General features: G+C 70.9%; 16 protein-coding genes and 1 pseudogene. 10 read left to right on the plus strand and 7 right to left on the minus strand.

The window, feature by feature from the left end; translation table 11 throughout:
* The first annotated feature begins 139 nt into the window (after positions 1 to 139).
* Entirely contained in the window at positions 140 to 1,183 is a 1,044-nt protein-coding gene (locus tag ACWC9T_RS36750) for a zinc-dependent alcohol dehydrogenase family protein (RefSeq protein WP_449825386.1), read from the plus strand.
* Between the two features lie 26 nt (positions 1,184 to 1,209).
* Entirely contained in the window at positions 1,210 to 1,863 is a 654-nt protein-coding gene (locus ACWC9T_RS36755) for a helix-turn-helix domain-containing protein (RefSeq protein WP_449825387.1), read from the plus strand.
* A gap of 236 nt (positions 1,864 to 2,099) precedes the next feature.
* Here ACWC9T_RS36755 and ACWC9T_RS36760 read toward each other — a convergent pair.
* A pseudogene (locus ACWC9T_RS36760) lies at positions 2,100 to 2,252 on the minus strand (hypothetical protein); the annotation flags it as partial.
* 460 nt (positions 2,253 to 2,712) lie between these two features.
* On the opposite strand from ACWC9T_RS36760, the gene ACWC9T_RS36765 reads away from it, so the two are divergent.
* Positions 2,713 to 3,456, plus strand: a complete 744-nt coding sequence (locus ACWC9T_RS36765; RefSeq protein ID WP_449825388.1) for a G1 family glutamic endopeptidase — start codon at positions 2,713 to 2,715, stop codon at positions 3,454 to 3,456.
* A 62-nt stretch (positions 3,457 to 3,518) separates the two neighbouring features.
* Here the strand turns inward: ACWC9T_RS36765 and ACWC9T_RS36770 are convergent, their stop codons facing one another.
* Complete coding sequence (locus tag ACWC9T_RS36770; protein WP_449825389.1) at positions 3,519 to 4,127, minus strand: ester cyclase; 609 nt, start codon at positions 4,125 to 4,127, stop codon at positions 3,519 to 3,521.
* A gap of 95 nt (positions 4,128 to 4,222) precedes the next feature.
* The gene (locus ACWC9T_RS36775; protein ID WP_449825390.1) at positions 4,223 to 4,948 is read right to left on the minus strand and encodes an SDR family oxidoreductase; all 726 of its coding nucleotides are present in this window, start codon (positions 4,946 to 4,948) and stop codon (positions 4,223 to 4,225) included.
* Between the two features lie 130 nt (positions 4,949 to 5,078).
* On the opposite strand from ACWC9T_RS36775, the gene ACWC9T_RS36780 reads away from it, so the two are divergent.
* Positions 5,079 to 6,023, plus strand: coding sequence for a LysR family transcriptional regulator (locus ACWC9T_RS36780; RefSeq protein WP_449825391.1), 945 nt, complete (start codon positions 5,079 to 5,081; stop codon positions 6,021 to 6,023).
* Between the two features lie 63 nt (positions 6,024 to 6,086).
* Here the strand turns inward: ACWC9T_RS36780 and ACWC9T_RS36785 are convergent, their stop codons facing one another.
* On the minus strand, positions 6,087 to 6,455 hold the full coding sequence (locus tag ACWC9T_RS36785; protein ID WP_449825392.1) for a MerR family transcriptional regulator: 369 nt from the start codon (positions 6,453 to 6,455) through the stop codon (positions 6,087 to 6,089).
* A 109-nt stretch (positions 6,456 to 6,564) separates the two neighbouring features.
* Between ACWC9T_RS36785 and ACWC9T_RS36790 the strand changes: the two genes are divergently transcribed.
* Both ACWC9T_RS36790 and ACWC9T_RS36795 read left to right on the plus strand, forming a co-directional pair.
* Positions 6,565 to 7,350 (plus strand): amidohydrolase family protein, encoded by a 786-nt coding sequence (locus ACWC9T_RS36790; protein ID WP_449825393.1) that lies wholly within the window; start codon positions 6,565 to 6,567, stop codon positions 7,348 to 7,350.
* A 256-nt stretch (positions 7,351 to 7,606) separates the two neighbouring features.
* The gene (locus ACWC9T_RS36795; protein WP_449825394.1) at positions 7,607 to 8,422 is read left to right on the plus strand and encodes an alpha/beta fold hydrolase; all 816 of its coding nucleotides are present in this window, start codon (positions 7,607 to 7,609) and stop codon (positions 8,420 to 8,422) included.
* A gap of 115 nt (positions 8,423 to 8,537) precedes the next feature.
* Here the strand turns inward: ACWC9T_RS36795 and ACWC9T_RS36800 are convergent, their stop codons facing one another.
* Positions 8,538 to 10,493: an Ig domain-containing protein gene (locus ACWC9T_RS36800; RefSeq protein WP_449825395.1), complete on the minus strand. Its 1,956-nt coding sequence runs from the start codon at positions 10,491 to 10,493 to the stop codon at positions 8,538 to 8,540.
* Positions 10,494 to 10,710: 217 nt separating this feature from the next.
* Between ACWC9T_RS36800 and ACWC9T_RS36805 the strand changes: the two genes are divergently transcribed.
* Complete coding sequence (locus ACWC9T_RS36805) at positions 10,711 to 13,119, plus strand: RICIN domain-containing protein (protein ID WP_449825396.1); 2,409 nt, start codon at positions 10,711 to 10,713, stop codon at positions 13,117 to 13,119.
* Between the two features lie 127 nt (positions 13,120 to 13,246).
* On the opposite strand, the gene ACWC9T_RS36810 is transcribed toward ACWC9T_RS36805, so the two are convergent.
* Entirely contained in the window at positions 13,247 to 14,215 is a 969-nt protein-coding gene (locus ACWC9T_RS36810; RefSeq protein WP_449825397.1) for an NAD-dependent epimerase/dehydratase family protein, read from the minus strand.
* 342 nt (positions 14,216 to 14,557) lie between these two features.
* Between ACWC9T_RS36810 and ACWC9T_RS36815 the strand changes: the two genes are divergently transcribed.
* From ACWC9T_RS36815 to ACWC9T_RS36825, 3 genes are read left to right on the plus strand one after another with little or no spacing between them, the layout of a single operon-like run.
* Positions 14,558 to 15,784, plus strand: a complete 1,227-nt coding sequence (locus tag ACWC9T_RS36815) for a hypothetical protein (protein ID WP_449825398.1) — start codon at positions 14,558 to 14,560, stop codon at positions 15,782 to 15,784.
* On the plus strand, positions 15,768 to 16,538 hold the full coding sequence (locus tag ACWC9T_RS36820; protein WP_449825399.1) for an alpha-ketoglutarate-dependent dioxygenase AlkB: 771 nt from the start codon (positions 15,768 to 15,770) through the stop codon (positions 16,536 to 16,538). The genes ACWC9T_RS36815 and ACWC9T_RS36820 overlap by 17 nt, the downstream gene beginning before the upstream one ends.
* Before the next feature lie 45 nt (positions 16,539 to 16,583).
* Positions 16,584 to 16,847, plus strand: coding sequence for a hypothetical protein (locus ACWC9T_RS36825; protein ID WP_449825400.1), 264 nt, complete (start codon positions 16,584 to 16,586; stop codon positions 16,845 to 16,847).
* A 38-nt stretch (positions 16,848 to 16,885) separates the two neighbouring features.
* On the opposite strand, the gene ACWC9T_RS36830 is transcribed toward ACWC9T_RS36825, so the two are convergent.
* Positions 16,886 to 16,993 (minus strand): PhnA domain-containing protein (locus tag ACWC9T_RS36830; RefSeq protein WP_449825401.1); only part of this gene is annotated, 108 nt, incomplete at its 5' end.

Genomic DNA, 16,993 nt, shown 5'->3' on the forward strand with positions numbered 1-16,993 from the left:
GGGCGCCGGACACGGAGGGGCCCACCGGCCCAGCGGGAAGACCCCACCGGCCCCCTGGCGGCGGGCGCGGCGGCACCGGAGCCTGGAAGGGCGAGTGGAACCCACCCGGCTCCGCCAGTCCCGGAGGAGTGATCGCGGCATGAGGGCGCTCACCTACCACGGACCCGGCCGCCGCACCTGGGGCGACGCCCCTGACCCGGTCGTCCGCGACCCGCAGGACGCCGTCGTCCGGGTGGACGCGGTGACCATCTGCGGCACCGACCTGCACATCCTCAAAGGCGACGTCCCCGAGGTCGAACAGGGCCGCGTCCTCGGCCACGAGGCCGTCGGAACCGTCACCCGCACCGGACCGGGCGTGCGCACGGTCACGGCCGGTGACCGCGTGCTGGTCTCCTGCATCTCCGCCTGCGGGCGCTGCGCCTACTGCCGCACCGCGAGCTACGGCCAGTGCACCGGCGGTGGCGGCTGGATCCTCGGCCACCTGATCGACGGCTGCCAGGCCGAGTACGTCCGCACCCCCTTCGCGGACACCTCCCTGCACAAGCTGCCCGAGGACGTCGGCGACGAGGACGCCCTGCTGCTCGCCGACATCCTGCCCACCTCGTACGAGGTCGGGGTCCGCAACGGCCGGGTCGGCCCGGGCGACACCGTCGCGATCGTCGGCGCCGGGCCGATCGGACTCGCCGCGATCCTCACCGCCCGCCTCTACAGCCCGTCCCACATCATCGCCGTCGACCTCGCCCGCAGCCGCCTCGAAGCCGCCGAACGCTTCGGCGCCGACACGGCGCTGACCGTCGCCGAGGCCACCCCGGACGCCGTCCGGGAGCTGAGCCGGGACGGACTCGGCGTGGACGTCGCGATCGAGGCGGTCGGCGTGCCCGAGTCCTTCGAACTGTGCACCCGCCTGGTGCGCCCCGGTGGCCGGGTCGCCAACGTGGGCGTGCACGGCAGGCCGGCGGTGCTCCACCTGGAGGACCTCTGGATCCGCGACATCACCATCACCACCGGGCTGGTTGACACGAACAGCACTCCGCTGCTGCTCGATCTGCTGGCCGTCGGCAGACTGGATGTCGCGGGCCTGGTCACCCACCGCTTCGGGCTCGACGAGATGCAGGACGCGTACGACGTCTTCGCCGACGCGGCCGGCACCGGAGCTCTCAAGGTCGCGCTCTTCCGGACGTGACCTGCGTGCGTAGAGGAAGCGCAGCCATGACCGAACGCCCCGACCCCGTCGCCATCGCCAGCCGGATCGTCCAGCGCCGCGACCAACTCGGTCTGAGCGAATGGATGCTGGCCTACCGGGCGAACATGGCACCGGCCTACCTGCGGCAACTCCTGCAGGCCGGGCCGGAGTTTGACCCCGAGGCCTTCGTCCGGATCGCCACCGCCCTCGGCACCACCTGGGCGGAGCTGCTGTCCGGCCACCGCCCGGACGCCCCGCCGGGGCAGAGCGACGCCGCCCCGCGCCCGCTGCTGCTCCACCTGGCCGAGCCGCAGTGCTGGGACCTGATCGGCACCCACGGCGTCGGCCGGATCGGCCTGCCCGTCGGGCCGGCGCCCTTGGTGCTTCCGGTGAACTACACGGTGGACGCCAGGACGATCGTCTACCGCACCGCCCCCCGGGGTGCCGCCGCTCCGGTGGAGGGTTCGCCCGCCTCGTTCCAGGTGGACCACATCGACGACCGCCGCAGCCGAGGCTGGAGCGTCCTGATCCTCGGCGAGGCCCACCACATCGACGACCCGGACGAGCAGCAGCGGCTCTCGGCGCTGCCGGGCACCACACCGTGGGCCGGCGGCGCCCGCCCGCTGTGGGTGCGCATCCGGCCCGGCGAGGTCAGCGGCCGCCGGATCGGCACGGGGTGAACGTTCCGGCGCGTTGTCGGAGGAACGGCCGGCCCGCGCCACTGCCGGAGCCGTGCGGGGAGCGGGCGCGCGCGGAACGGCTGTCGGCACGCCGTGAACGGGTCAGGCTCCTGAAACGTGGGCCAGTTGGCCGACGGCGGCGGTGACGGCCATGGCGAGTCCGCCGCCGATGACGACGCGCGGGGTCGGGCGCGGTCGGCGGTCTCGACGTCGACCTGGGAGCCGACGGAGGCGTACTCGCCGGCGGCCATCGCCATGGCACCGGCGGAGAGGCCCGCGAGGCCGCCGGTGACGACGGTGGAGGTGCTCGCCCCGCGGCCAGACCGACCATGAGGCTGGCGACGGAGACCAGGCCGTCGTTGGCGCCGAGGCCGGCGGCGCGCAGCCATCCGGCGCGGGCGGCGGCATGGCTCTCGGCGTGGGGTGTGACCCGGTCGTGGCGGGTCAACGTGCTGACTGCTCCTGTCGGGATGTCATGGTCGAGCGGTGGCGGGCGTGCGGGTTGTCGCTCTGGGAGGGCCGTCCGGGGCTTCGCACGGCGCTTGTCGGGGGTCTGCCCGCAGGGCCGGGCGCGGGCACGCACGGATCACGCGGCGGACGTGGCGACGCAGGTCGCCGGTGATGTCCGTTCCGTGCTGGACGGGGAAGCCCCGTTCGTCGAGGGTGAGGACTTCGGGAAGCAGGTGCGTCAGAGTTCCCATCCCGGGCGACGGCTGAGCCGTCCCTCGGATGCCGCACCACCACACGCAGAGCACAGCTTCGTTAGCGCCCCGTGACCCACCGCTCTCGCGCGGTGGGTCTACCTTTGTCGACGCTCGGCCAACTCCACGCCCCCACAAGGGAGTAGCCATGTCCGTAGCCCGTCGACGCACCCTCGCCGTGTCCGCTGCCCTGTTGAGCGTCCTGGGCGCCGCCGTACCGGCCGTCGCCGCCAGCACCCCAACCCTCGTCCAGGCTCCGCTGGCCCATCACGGCGGCGGCCTCCTGCACAGCACCAGCGGCAACTGGGCCGGCTACGCCGCCACCGGCGGCCGGTTCGCCAGCGTCAGCGCCAGCTGGGTACAGCCCGCCGTCTCCTGCTCCGGCGGCAACACCTGGTCCAGCTTCTGGGTCGGCCTCGACGGCGACGGCAGCAGTACGGTCGAGCAGACCGGCACCGAGGCCGACTGTTCGAACGGTTCCCCGGTGTACTCGGCCTGGTACGAGATGTACCCGCAGTACCCGTCCAACTTCAGCAACACCGTGCGGCCGGGTGACCACTTCGCCGCGAGTGTCACCACCAACGGCAGTGGCTCCTTCACCCTCACCCTCTCCGACACCACGGCCGGCTGGAGCCGCACCGTCAACAAGTCCCTCAGGAGCGCCTCCCTCGCCTCCGCCGAGGTGATCGCCGAGGCCCCCTCCAGCTCCTCCGGGGTGCTTCCGCTCTCGAACTTCGGCTCGGTGTCGTTCAGCGGTGCCACCGTCAACGGCCAGAGCCTGGGCAGCTTCAACCCGGACAGCATCACCATGGCCTCCGGCGGCACCACCAAGGCCACCACCTCCGGGCTGAGCGGGGGCAGCGCCTTCTCGGTGACCTGGAAGCACAGCTGACGGACGGACGGGGGCGCGTCGCCGAGCAAGCGCTCGCTCGGCGACGCGCCCCCGTCCTGCGGTCAGCCCCGGCTGCCCAGCTGGGCCAGCAGCGTCTCGTTGTCCTCGATGTGCCAGTCCTCGATGATCCTGTCGGTGCCGACGTGCTGGATGTCGATGGCGTTGAACTCGACGTTCTGGCCCTTGCCCCGGACGCCGTTGAAGGTTCCGGTGAAGTGGCCGCGGAAGACCAGCCGGGCGGTGATCCGGTCGCCGGTGACCAGCACGTCGGACAGCTCGCAGGACAGGTCCGGTACGGCGGCGCGGAAGTTCCTCGAGGCGAGGACCGGGCCGGCGGGGCCCTGCGGGCGGCCGGCCGGCAGCGTGTTGTCCTTGAACCGCGGGTCGATCGCCGCGTCCAGGTACCGCTGCTGCCCGGTGTTCCAGAACGTGTACAACTGCTGTGCCAGGTGGACCTCCTGGGCCGCGCGCCGCTCGCCGATCGAGCGGTCCGCGGTGAGCGTCTTCGGCTGGACCAGGTCGGGCGAGCGGTCGATCAGGCGCTGCGGCCAGGCGTGCGGGGGCGGGCGGTGGCCGTCCTCGCGGGCCGGGGCGGCCGCGGCGGTGCCGGCCGCCAGGCCCGCCACCGTCGCGACGGCTGCGGCGGTACGGATCAGGGTGCGCGAACGCATGGGAGTGGCTCCTCGAATCGGTCGGCCACGCTCCGGGCATCGAGCGCGGCCGGGTGGGTGGATGGGACGTCCCGTCGGATCCGGTGGGCGGGAGGTCAGGCGAGTCGGCCGCCGCCGTCGACGTGCAGCACGGTGCCGGTCACGTACGGGTTGTCGATGGCGTAGAACACGGCCTTGACCAGGTCCTCCGGGCTGCCGACGCGGCGGGCCGGGTTGCGCTCGGCGACCCCGCGCAGGAACGCCTCCTTGTCGGAGCCCAGGCCGTCCCAGGATCCGGTGTCGACGATGCCGGGGGAGACGGCGTTGACCCGGACCGGGGCGATCTCCACCGCCAGCGCCTGCACGAGGAAGGCCAGCGCGCCGTTGGTGGTGGCCATGACCGTGCGTGCGGGGGCCGGGCGCCAGGCGGCCACACCGGAGAAGAAGGTGAACGAGCCGCCCTCGGCGACCTGTCCGGCCAGGTGCTTGGCGAGCAGCAGCGGACCGATCACCTTCGCGGAGAACGCCCGCTGCACATCGGCGAGTTCGAGATCCTGCAGCGGGCCGTTGGCCGGCATCGCGGCGGTCGAGACCAGGTGGTCGAAGCGGCCGACCAGCCTGGCGGAGTCGGCGATCGAGCGCTCGTCGGCGAGGTCGAGCGTGATCACCTCGGAGGGCCCGGACAGCTCGCCGGCCGTCCACTCCAGCTTGCGCGGATCCGGGCCGGCCAGTACGACCGCGGCACCGGCCGCCGAAGCGGCCCGGGCGAGGGCCCGGCCGGTGCGCGAACCCGCGCCGACCACCACGAGTCGCTTTCCCCGCAGAGGCGTGCCATCGGACATGGGAGTACTCCTTCGAGTCATCGGGGGATCGGCCGCCCGCTGCTTCCCGCGGCGGCCGCACCACTACCCTCTCCCGGGCGCCCGTCATGAGTCCAAGGCTTGTTTTCTACCTCACTGATAAAATCCGCTCATGGCAGCAACCCCGACGCTCAGGCAGCTCGAATACCTCGTCACCGTGGTCGACACCGGCTCCTTCACCCGCGCCGCCGAGCAACTGCACGTCACCCAGCCGGCGCTCTCCCACCAGATCCGGGCGTTGGAGAGCACGCTGGGCGGCCCGCTGCTGGAACGCCTGCCGCGCTCGGTTCGGCTCACCCCGACCGGCCGGGCGGTGCTGCCGCACGCCCGCGCCGCGCTGGCCGAGGCCGAGCGCCTGACCTCGGTGGCCAGGCGCGCGGTCGGCCTGGAGGAGGGGGAGTTGGAGGTCGCCGTCGTCTACTCGGTCAGCCTCGGCATCCTGCCGCCGGTCCTGCGGTCCTGGCGCCGTCTGCACCCCGGCGTACCGATCCGGCTGCGCGAGTACGCGCACGCGGACCGGCTCCAGGACGCGATGACCGCAGGCCGCGCCGACGTCGGCATCGGTCCCGGGCCGGCCGGATGGGAGGGGCCGATCCGCGAACTCGGCGTCGAGGAGTTCACGATCGTCCTGCCTGCCGACGACCCGTTGGCCGACCGGCCCACCGCCTCGGTCGCGCTCACCGACCTCGCCGACCGCGCCTGGGTCCACTACGCCCCTGACAACGGCCTCGCCGATCTGCTCGACCACGTCTGCGCCCAGGTGGGCTTCCACCCCCGGGCGGCGGTGCGCGCCGAACAGACCTCCGCCGCACCCCTGCTCGCCGGGGCCGGGCTCGGCCCGGCGCTGGTACCGGCCGACATCGTCCCGCCCCACTTCGACGGCGTCCTGCTCCGCCCGGACCCCCCGATCCGCCGCATCCTCACCGCCTACACCCGCACCCGCCCCGACCCCCTCACCGTGGCCTTCGTCGACCTCCTCGCCCAGCAGGCCCGCGTCAACCAGGCTCGGCTCCCGGTCGGCGCGCCCGACCGGCAGGCGGCGAGCCCGACGGGCTGAGGCGTGGATCTCCGGCAGCGCGCCGGTTCGCCGTGGCGCGACGGCTTCGGTGCTGCCGGGGGCTCAGGCCGCCGGGGGCAGGCCCGCCGCCTCGGTCGCGGCGATGGCCCGGCGCAGGGTCTGCCGGGCCTGGTCCAACTCGTCGGCGCGGCGGTCGAGTTCGGCGAGCTGGGTACGCAGCTTGGTGAGCACCCCCGGGCAGGCGATGAGCGGGCCGTCCGGCTGGCCGCAGGGCAGCACCTGACTGATCAGCCGGGTGGGCAGGCCCGCCGCCAGTAGGGCGCGGATCTGGCGGACGGTCTGCTCGGCGGACGGCTCGTAGTCGCGGTAGCCGTTGGGGAGGCGAGTGGAGGTCAGCAGGCCGGTCGATTCGTAGTACCGGATCAGACGCTCGCTGGTGCCGGTGAGTCTGGCCAGTTGCCCGATCCGCATGGTCGTTCTCTCCCCGTTCGGCTTGACCTTGTCACGGTGTCAGGGCTGAAGACTAGGGCACGGCGACCGGAGGTCGCCCCGAGGGACCGGTACTGACCAGGAGAAACCGTTGATCATCGACGCTCACAGCCACGTTCACGACCCGCTGCGCGACCACCTCGCGCTGCTCGATGAGGCGGGCGTCGACCGTGCGGTGCTCTTCGGCACCCGGCCGCATCCGGAGCGGGCCACCGATCTGGCCTCGTTCAAGCGGGAGATGAGCGTGCTGCACGCGACGATCAGCGGGCAGTCCGCCGGTGCCGACGCGCACGCGGCGGCGCTGCGGGAGCTGGAGGCGGCCTGCGCGGCGCACCCGGACCGGTTCATCGGGTTCGGCAAGGTGCGGCTCGACGTGCCGGCCGAGCGGATCGCCGCGGAGGTGGAGCGGGACGTGGTCGCCCGGGGCTTCAGGGGCATCGGCGAGCTGACGCCGCCGCCGGACGGTGCCAGCCTGGTCGAGCCGGTCCTGCGGGCCTCCGCCGACCACGGCGGACTGCCGGTCGTGGTGCACGGGTTCGCGCCGACCACCGCCGGCGACCTGGCGACGCTGGCCGAGCTCGCCCGCCGCCATCCGAGCGTCCCGGTCGTGATCAGCCAGCTCGGCGGTCTCAACTGGCTGACGGCCGTCGAACTGGCCAAGGAGACCCCGAACCTGTACCTGGAACTGTCGACGGCGAACGTCGTGTTCGCGGTCCGCCTGGCGATCCAGGAGGTGCCCGACCGTACGGTCTTCGGCTCGGACGCCCCCTACGGTGACCCGGTCCTGACCCGCGCCTTCGTCGAGCGCGTCACCTCTCCCGGCGAGCTGCGCGACCGCGTCCTCGGCGGCACCTTCGCCGAACTCCTGGGCCTCTGAGCCCACAGTAGTCGGTCGGCCGGACACCGCTCGCCCCCGACGGGGGTGGGGGCGAGCGGTCGCCGTTCCGCGGTGAAGGCCGTGCTTTCCGCCGGGAGCGCGGCGAGGCGGGCGCGGACCTCGCAGCCGTTGCGTTCCGCGGCCTCGGCGACGAGCTGCGCCTTCCCGCCGGGGAAGTGGTGGCCTGGTTGCCGGTACCGCGGTGCGGTGACTGAATGGACGGGAAACCGTCATTGCGCAGGTGAGGAGAGGGACCATGGCGCAGGCCCGGGTGAACGGCGTCGACCTGCACTACGAACTGGTGGGGGACGGCGAGCCGCTCGTCCTGGTCCACGGCTCCTGGGGGGACCACAGCGACTGGACCCCGGTCCTGCCGGCCCTCGCCGAGAAGTACCGCGTCCTGGTCTACGACCGGCGGGGGCACAGCCGCAGCGAACACCCGCCGGGGCAGGGCTCCCGGGCGGAGGACGAGGACGATCTCGCGGCCCTCATGCAGGCCCTCCGCCTGGCGCCGGCACACGTCGCGGGCAACTCCTTCGGCGCGTCGACGGCGCTGGGCCTGGCTGCCCGGCGCCCCGAGCTGTTCCGGAGCGTCGTCGCCCACGAGCCCCCGCTGATGGGGATCGTGCCTCCGGAACCGGACCTCCTGCCGGTGATGCGGGAGGCCGAGGAGAGCATCGCGTCGGTGCTGGCGCACCTGCGGGCGGGGGAGACCTTCGAGGGCGCGCACCAGTTCGTGGAGGAGGTCGCCCTCGGTCCGGGCATGTGGGACCGGCTCCCGCCCCAGGCCAGGGAGACCCTCCTCGCCAACGCCCCCACCTTCCTCGACGAACAGCAGGACCCGGGCTGGTCGCTGCTCGACCTCACCCGCCTGTCCGGCTACACCGGGCCCGCGCTGCTCACCGAGGGAACGGAGAGCCCGCCCTGGTTCGCCGTGATCGTCTCCCGGATCGCGCAGGCGTTGCCCCGGGCGCAGGTCAGGACGCTGGGCGGAGCGGGTCACATTCCCCACGCGACGCACCCGGCCGAGTACGTGGACAGCCTGACCGGCTTCATCGAAGCCCACACGTGACCGGGCGCCGAGCCGCGGCCTGGTGATGTGCGGGGCCTGCCCACACGGGGGCCCGTGCGGGGCTGGAACCGCTCCCGGGGCCCGCCCTCGTGGACGGGACCCGGGAACGTGCCGCTCAGGACAGCTTCACCGACGCGTCGTCGACCAGGAACGCGGTCTTCCCGCTCGTCGAGTGCGTGACGAGCTTGATGCCCACCGTCGAGCCGAACTCGGCTGCCACGTACGGAGTCAGGTCGAAGGACTGCGGCCGGTAGCCGTTGGTCGCGTCCAGGTTGGTCCAGGTCTTCACGGTCGCCAGGTAGTTGCCGCTCCACTGGTCGTAGAGCTCCAGCGAGAGCGTGTCCACCGCCGAACCCCCCGGTGCGGAGGCCCCCTGGGCGCTGCCGGTGATGTTCAGCCAGAAGGAGAGGTGCTCCTTGGTGTACCCGGGGGTGGTCTCCACCCACTGGGTGACGGAGTCGTCGTTCGCGGCGTTCTGCCCGAGCCATGCGTATGTCGAGCCGCTGTGCGCCTGGTGCGCGGTGGAGGGCGTGATGACGTTGTAGCCGGACGGGTTCCAGACGCCGTGGTCGGCGGTGCCGTTCTCGAAGCCCGGGTCGTTGAGCTGCTCGATCGGGGCGCAGCCGGTCTGCGGGCCGTGGAAGAACCCGGCCTTGAAGGTCTGGCTCTGGGTGTTGCCCCGGTCGTCCCGGCCGGTCACGGTGATCGTCTTCCAGCCGGTCGCGTGCGTCGTGCCCGTGATGTGACCGGTCGCCGGGTCGATCCGCAGGCCGGCGGGCAGGCCCTTGGCGCTGTACGCGATCGGACGCCCGGCGCGGTCGGAGGCGAGCACCGGGATGTCGACGGGCTTACCGCTCTCGACGGTCTGCTCGCACGGCTGGGTGACCTGGAGCGGCGCGTTCCCGAAGACCGGGTCGTCGCCCGTGCACAGGTGGTCGTAGTTGGACCAGGTCGTCTGCACCGGGAAGACGCCGGTGGAGAGGGTCAGGTTGAACATCCCACCGTTGGCGCCGACCGGGATCCAGGAGCACTTGTCGGCGTTCTCCTGGCCGGTCGCGTCCGTCCAGGCGCCGGAGGCGGTCTGGTCGGTGATGGTCTCGGCGTACTCGTGGCCGCCGATGATGCCGTAGCCGTCGAGTCGGCCGCGCGCTCCGGTATTGATCCAGTTGGTGCCGCAGGCGGGCACGTCGGTCAGGTACGGCATCAGGGTGTAGGCGAGGGTGCCGGCCGAGCTGCGCATGAAGGTGTGCCAGGCGCAGTAGCCGAGTTCCTTCCACTTGTCGGAGTCCAGGCCCTGGCCGGTGTTGATGACGTACTGCACGTCCCGGTTCCGGTTCGGGTCGGTGTTGCCGAAGTGCTTGGCGGCGGCGGAGACTTCGGCCGCGATCTCCGGCTCGGTGGCGGCCTTCGGCGCGGGCTTCGCGTTGTCCACCCAGACGCCGGCGAGGGTCTGGCCGGCCACCGGCATGCCGACGTGGTTGGCCTCGGGCGGGCAGTAGGACGAGCCGGGGGTGATGCCCTCGCAGTACTGGGTCATCACGCGGGACCAGGTGTCGGTGCCGCTGCCCAGGCCCTTGAAGAAGTCCTGCTGGTAGGGCGCGGCGCCGTCCGGGTCGCCGGAGAGCGTGACGTTGCCGGTGGCGGGGTCGGTGCCGGGGTTGCCCCACTGGCTGCCCCAGTAGATCAGGTAGACCTTCGGCTGGCCGGTGGTGACTCCGATGGAGTCCTGGCCTCCCCGGTAGGTCATCTGCAGGTTGTAGTTGTTGCGCGGGGACGCGGCGGCGGTGCGGGCCTTCGCGGCCTGCCGCTGGGCGAAGGTGTCGGCGTTGGGCATGACATGCGGTCGGATGGCGCCGACCTGTACCCAGGTGCCGTTGATCTGCCGCCAGCCCTCGGCCGCGGGGTGCGGGTCCTTCGGGGTCGTGGACGACGTCGGAGGCTGGGCCGGGATCTCCGGCCGGTCTTGGGCGTGGGCCGGGCCGGCGGTGCCGACTGCGGCGAGGCCGAGGGCGAGGGCGCCGAGCAGGAGTTTCCGGAGTGGTCCGCCGGGGCGGGAGCGTGCTGTGGGCACAGGTTGGTCCTGACTCTCGGTCGAGAAGCGGGGAAGAGACAGCCGCCCGTGCGCTTCCCGTTGACGGCATTGGAAGCGGCATGTGAAATGACACATGTCACCGATCACATGGGTCAAGACCCGTGGGTCGAGGTTCGCGTCCGGACCTTTTCGACCTGCGGCTTTGAACGTTCAAACCGCACCGCATCCCACCCCCGCCGCACCGTCAAGGAGCCCCATGTCCTCCGCCCGTGCCCTGCCGTCGGGCCTCGCCGTCCTCGCGGCCCTGACCGTCCTCACCGCCCAGGCCGTCGTCGCGAGCCCGGCCCGGGCGGCGGACGACGCCCCGGTGAACGGCGCAAGTTTCGTCCTCGGGGCCGGGGCGGACGGCGGGTGCCTGGGGACGAGGTTCGCGCAGGCCGCGGCCGGGACCCCGGTCGTCCGGGCGGCCTGCCAGGGGCTGTTGAGCCAACGCTGGCGGCTGCTGCGGGTCAACACCGGGTCCCCGGCCGCCTACGTCCTGATCAACTCGGCGACCCGGCGCTGCCTGGTCGTGGGCGGCAGCGGCCACCAGCGCGTCCGCACCGCCGTCACCGAGGACTGCGGAAGCGTCCCCGACAACGAACGGTTCACCATCTCGCCGGCACCCGGCGGCGGTTACACCCTCGCCGTCGTCGACAACGGGCAGTGCCTCACCGTCCCGCGCGGCGCGACGGACCTTCCCGTCCAGGCCCGTGCCTGCGAGGCCTCCGCCGACCAACGCTGGACGCTGACCCGTACGGAGCCGCTGGTCCTCAGCAACCCCGGCTTCGAGAACGGCGCCTCCGGTTGGACGTTCACCGAGCACACCGGCGTGGCCACCAACAACCCGCACTCCGGCGGTCGGCTCGCCTACCTCGACGCCGGCACCGGCTACCGGGTCGGCCAACAGGTGACCGCCGTCACCGCGGGCACCTACGACCTGTCCGCCTGGATCGCCACCGGCGCGGCCGGCGGCACCTTCTCGGTCAGCGTCAACGGCACCGTCCTGCGGTCGCTGACCCTGCCCGGGCAGCCCACCTACGCCAAGTACACCCTCCCCCGGGTGAAGGTTGCCGCAGGTGACCTGGTCACCCTCGTCGTCGACTCCTCCCCGTCGGGGTGGGTCAACGTGGACGACGCCTCGGTCGCCCCCTCGGCCCCGAACGACCCGCAGATCAGCTCCTCCAACGCCGACCTGGTCGCCATGTTCGACTGGGCCAAGACCAAGGCCAACAGCTGGGTCCAACAGGCAGGCGCCACCGGCGTGCTGAACATGGACGAGAACAACACCGGCGGCACCTCCACCGGCACTTACGACACCACGTACTGGGCCGGCTACCCGTTCCGCTCCGCGTTCTACAGCCGCGACTTCGCCCACCAGATGGTCGGCGCCCACCTGCTCGGACTCGACGCCCAGAACAAGACCATGCTGCGCGGCTTCGCCGCCTCCGCCACCGATCTCAACGGCCACTACCCGGTGTGGGCCCTCAACCTGGACGCCAGGACCTACGCCGCCATCGACTACCACGGCCCGAACAGCTTCGTCCGGGAACTGCCCGCCCCCTTCGAGCTGGTCCAGAAGGCCGGCGAGGCCTACCGCTGGACCGGTGACCACGACTACGCCGAGGACCCCCTCCTGACGGAGTATGTCCGCACCACCCTCGACACCTTCATCACCCAGCACCCCGGGCCGATCGACAACCACGGCATCCCGATCCCCCAGGCGATGAGCAGCAGCATCTTCGCCGGCACCGCCAGTTACGCGGAGAACGCCGCCACCACCTACGCCGAGGCCGGCGACGCCCTCGCCGCCCAGTACCAGGCCTACCTCTCCGCGGCGACGTTGGCCGCAGCCCGTGGCGACAGCGCCGGCTCGGCCGCGTACGAGCGGGCCGCCGCCGGCCTGAAGAGCTACGTCAACACCACCTGGAGCGTCGACCCGAAGCACCCCGCCGACGTCGTCCACGGCTACGACACCCAGGGCCGCCCGGTCGGTGGCTGGGGCTACGAGACCAGCGTGCTGATGCCGACGAAGAAGCTCCTCGACCCCGGCCCGCGCCTCGACTCCTACCTGAAGTTCATCGACGCCCAGGACTCCGGTCCGCAGGCCTCCGTCAACGCCGAGGGCTACACCTACCTGCCCGACACCTACTTCGCCAACCACGACGGCGCCACCGCCTGGAAGTGGATGCAGCACGTCTACCAAGGTGTCGACCAGCCTCACGCCAGCGGCCGGATGCTCAACGGCGACTACCCCGAGCTCCCGTTCACCCTGCTGAGCCAGACCGTCCAGGGCCTGCTCGGCGTCGAACCAGACGCCGCTGCGGAGGCCCTGACCACCGCCTCGCAGCTCCCGGCCGGCATCGGCTGGCTCCAGGTCGCGGGCATCCCGATCGGGAACGGCACGGTGACCCTCCGGCACGACGGGCAGACCGGCAGCACCCTCACCAACACCGGTGACACCGCGTTGACCTGGGAGGCCCGCTTCCCCGGCAGCCACACCGGAATCACCGTGGACGGGACGCCCCGGCCGACCCGCACCGTCACCATCGACGGCACGACCTACACCCTCGCCACGGTCACCGTCGCCCCCGGCCGGACCACGACGGTGGCCGTCACCGGTTAGGACGCGAGGCGGCCCGTACCGACGGCCCTTCTCCACGGCCTTCACACGGGCCCGGAGGTCACCCTCCGGGCCCGGGCACGGTGCCGCATCGGCCCCGCAGGGTCCGTCGCCGCAGGTGTCGCAGGACTCAGCGCTGCCTCCAGGCGGTGAGGAGGTCGGCCTCCTGGCTGGGCGTCAGGGTCTCCGGCAGCGGCTCGAACGGCGCGATGTCGCGGGCGGTGTCGGCCACCGGGCGGAGCTTGAGCCCGGTGGCGAGGGCGGCGGTGGGGTCGGCGGTGCCGGTGGCGCGGATCAGCGGGTTGGTGGTCCACAGCGGCAGTGCGCGGTCCGGGACGTCGGCTGCCCGGAGGAAGTCGTCGTCCACCCAGGTGAGCGTGGTCCCGGCCGGGGCGACCGCGGAGGCGACGGCGCCGAGCAGGTCGCCCATGGTGAACGGCGGAGGAGTGGCGGCGTGGTAGGCGCCGGATGCGCCCTGTTCCAGCAGGGCGAGCATCCAGGCGGCGAGGTCGCGGGCGTCGACGACCTGCACCGGCGTGTCGGGCCGGCCGGGGGCCAGTACCTCGCCGCCCCGGGCGAGGCGCCGTACCCAGTAGTCGAAGCGGTGGGTGTAGTCCTGGGGGCCGATCACGTACGTCGGGCGCACCAGCAGCGTGTCCGGGCCGAAGGCCTCCCGTGCCGCCCGCTCGCACCGGACCTTGAGCGGGCCGTAGCTGGCGGCGGTGACCGCATCGGGCTCCGGGCCGTCGGCGGGCAGCAGCGGGGAGTCCTCGGTGAACCCCGGGGCGCCGGGGGTGTCGTACACGGCCATGGACGAGATCAGGAGGTAGCGTCCGGCGGCGCCGGGGCCGAGCGCGTCGGCCAAGTGTCGGATCTGGCGGGGGAAGTACGCGCTGACGTCGACGGTGGCGTCCCAGCTGCCGTCGCGCAGCAGGGACAGGTCCGCGTCGCGGTCGGCGATCAGGTGCGTGGCGTCGGGGAGCAGGTGGGCACCGGACCTGCCCCGGTGCAGCACCGTGACGTCGTGTCCGGCGGCGAGTGCCGCCCGGGCGAAGTGGAATCCGACGAACCTGGTGCCACCCATGATCAGTATGCGCATCGGGCCATCGTGCCAGTGCGGGTGCGCATCGGACCAGCACTCGGCGTCCGCGCCGAAGTCCTGACGGGTAGTTCGGTCTTGGGCAGGCGTTCAATCGGGACGAGTTCGACAGCCCGATCGCCGCGGGCCGCCCGCCCGGCCTCACGACCTCGCCGAGCAGTTCCGCACACCGCCCGTACAGCAGAACCCGTTGCCCGCTGTCGAGCCCCGTGAGAGCATCAAGGTTCAACGGTCCGACTCCTTTCGTTTACGCTTCGCAACGCGAGCGAAAGGGTGCGGACCGTTGCCATGTCAACGGTTTTGAGCAATCCACCAAGATCTGCGAATGGCAGGTACCGTTTGATGTACACAACAGAGCCAACAGAAGCCTGCATCGAGGATTCGAGCAACATCTTGGTTGCGCCTTCGGTGTTGCAAGATAATGACTTGATCAGGGATTTCTTCGGGTCCACAATCACGCCAGAGGACCTTGCTTCTGGTTCGCCCAACCTCGCGCAGAAGACCGTCTACCTGTGTGGCGATATATCCGGGATCAGCGGCCGCCAACTGCATGCGGCTGCCCGGGTGTTCGTTATCCGGGAGCTGTCGCAGGGTTACCACGAGGACGTCGACAAACCTTGGACCCTCGTCGACCTCGGCCGGATTCCCATCCGCGTACACGGCGTCGGCGTGTACTACCGCCGCTTTTTCGGACTCGACGCCGATCACTTCGGACGGATCCGTGCGGAGCACGCGTTCCAGTCCCTGACGGAGTCCACCAAACCTGGAACAGCCCATCGCAGTGGAATCTATCTGACGCCCGTCACACGAAACGGTGACGAACTGCATTTCCGGCTGCTCCGGTGCTCCACGAATCTCTCGGGGCCGACCGAGGGCTTCCGCCCGACCGACACGCGCGTCGTCGAGGCTCTGAACCGCGAGGCCGCCGCCGTCTTCCGGAACCAGGCACCGCTGAATCACGTCCTCGCTCAGATCTACCACAACACCGTTGCCACGGCCGAGCGCAAGCAGGCCAAGGCCAAGATCTCGGCCCATGCCGACAAGACCAAGGACATGCCCGCCAATGGCATCATGGCCTTCTGTACCTTCTATGACCGGCTCGACGAGCTGCAGCCCCTGGCCGAAGACGCCTTCGACTATGGCGTGAAGGGGGCCAGCGGGCTGACCAAACTCCACTTTCGCCTCAAGGAGCCGACCAAAAGCGACGGGGTCGCGCTCCCCCCGCAGTTCACGCTGACCCTCTATCCCGGCTCCGTCTTCTTCATGCCGCTGTCCACCAACCGCCTGTACACGCACGAGATCCGGCCCTCAACATTGGACGCCGAGTTGCTCCCGACCCGCCTGGGATACGTGGTGCGCTGTTCGAGCACCGAAGCCGTTCACAAGAACGGCCACACGTTCCTCAAAGTAGCCGGAGATTTGGTCAAGCTGGGGCCATCCACGCCGGCCGGCATGACCGAGCTGCGCAGGCTGTACGCCGAGGAGAACAGGACCTCGTCCTTCATTGATTACGGCGACGAATTTCTCTTCAGTATGAACGCGGGAGACTACATTGCCCCCCGGGTTTAGGATCTCGGATGAGATCCTCTCGTGCACTTTGCCAATCGAGGAGAATATCTTTGCTGAGCTGTCCGCGTCGGCTCGTCTGGAAGACGTAGGAAAAGGCCGGCGAGGTGCCACGCTCACCAGGATCGACGAGGCGGGTGGTGTGCCTCTCGTGCGCACTACCACGCGGTACGGCAGCCCGATGCAGCGTTTCCAGGCTGTGCACGAACGGCTGGCGCAACAGATTCAAGAGCGTGCGGCGCTTTCGGTCGGCTTCAACAACGCTCTCATCGAGAGCTACACGAACGCTTACACAACCATGGGCAGCCATTCCGACCAAGCCCTCGATCTGGCCGACGAGTCGTTTATCGCCGTCTTCTCCTGCTACCAACATCCCGAAGCGGGTCCGTCGAGGAAGCTGATCTTCGAATCAAAGGGGTCCGCTGGCGAGAAGTTCGAGATCCCCCTCGCGCACAACAGTATCGTCGCTTTTTCTGCCGATTCGAATCGGCGCCTCAGGCATAAAATCGTACTGGATGTGCCCATTCGGACGGCGGACAACCAATGGTTGGGCGTAACCTTTCGAACGTCAAAGACCTTCGTTCGGTTTCGCGACGGACATGTATACCTCCCGCAGGGCGCGCGCCTCATGTCGGCCGACGATGAGCAGAGGCGCGAGTTCTACCGACTACGGCGCCGTGAGAACAATGAAACGGACTTCACCTACCCCCTGCTGACGTACACCATCAGCGAGAGCGATCTGATGCCGCCCGTCTGACCTTGAGGGATTTTGAATAACCGTCCAGGTGAGGAGCTATCAGCAATGAACCCGATGAAGAGGATGGCCGCCGCCTGGTCCGCCTTGGTCGTCCTCTTCGTCGGCGCCGGATGCTCGTCGTCCGGCGGCGACGACACCCTGCGCACCATCATCCGCCTCTTCGACGGCAAGCCCTGGTGGGTCGGCGTCTGCTGGTGGATGTGGGACGACTGGCCCGACGGCGGGGCGACCGCGAAGAAGCTCGCGTACACGCCCCACGGGAAGCCGGCGGAGGACGTGCTGCGGAAGTGGTGGGCGCGCGGCACGTGAGGGGTTTCCGCGGTCGCGTGGGGCCGGAGGGCGGGGATTCAGGCCTTCTTGACCACGCTGGACTTGAGCTGCATCGCGCCGAAGCCCTCGATGCGGCAGTCGATGTCGTGGCCGTCGACGCCGTCGACCAGGCGGATGTTGCGCAC

The organism is Kitasatospora sp. NPDC001159, from assembly GCF_053598235.1.

What these genes read in the sequence shown, in the direction of transcription:
- ACWC9T_RS36750 (WP_449825386.1), top strand. Translation starts at nt 140, where the DNA reads ATGAGGGCGCTCACCTACCACGGACCCGGCCGCCGCACCTGGGGCGAC.
- ACWC9T_RS36755 (WP_449825387.1), top strand. Translation starts at nt 1,210, where the DNA reads ATGACCGAACGCCCCGACCCCGTCGCCATCGCCAGCCGGATCGTCCAG.
- ACWC9T_RS36765 (WP_449825388.1), top strand. Translation starts at nt 2,713, where the DNA reads ATGTCCGTAGCCCGTCGACGCACCCTCGCCGTGTCCGCTGCCCTGTTG.
- ACWC9T_RS36770 (WP_449825389.1), bottom strand. Translation starts at nt 4,127, where the DNA reads ATGCGTTCGCGCACCCTGATCCGTACCGCCGCAGCCGTCGCGACGGTG.
- ACWC9T_RS36775 (WP_449825390.1), bottom strand. Translation starts at nt 4,948, where the DNA reads ATGTCCGATGGCACGCCTCTGCGGGGAAAGCGACTCGTGGTGGTCGGC.
- ACWC9T_RS36780 (WP_449825391.1), top strand. Translation starts at nt 5,079, where the DNA reads ATGGCAGCAACCCCGACGCTCAGGCAGCTCGAATACCTCGTCACCGTG.
- ACWC9T_RS36785 (WP_449825392.1), bottom strand. Translation starts at nt 6,455, where the DNA reads ATGCGGATCGGGCAACTGGCCAGACTCACCGGCACCAGCGAGCGTCTG.
- ACWC9T_RS36795 (WP_449825394.1), top strand. Translation starts at nt 7,607, where the DNA reads ATGGCGCAGGCCCGGGTGAACGGCGTCGACCTGCACTACGAACTGGTG.
- ACWC9T_RS36805 (WP_449825396.1), top strand. Translation starts at nt 10,711, where the DNA reads ATGTCCTCCGCCCGTGCCCTGCCGTCGGGCCTCGCCGTCCTCGCGGCC.
- ACWC9T_RS36810 (WP_449825397.1), bottom strand. Translation starts at nt 14,215, where the DNA reads ATGCGCATACTGATCATGGGTGGCACCAGGTTCGTCGGATTCCACTTC.
- ACWC9T_RS36815 (WP_449825398.1), top strand. Translation starts at nt 14,558, where the DNA reads ATGTACACAACAGAGCCAACAGAAGCCTGCATCGAGGATTCGAGCAAC.
- ACWC9T_RS36825 (WP_449825400.1), top strand. Translation starts at nt 16,584, where the DNA reads ATGAACCCGATGAAGAGGATGGCCGCCGCCTGGTCCGCCTTGGTCGTC.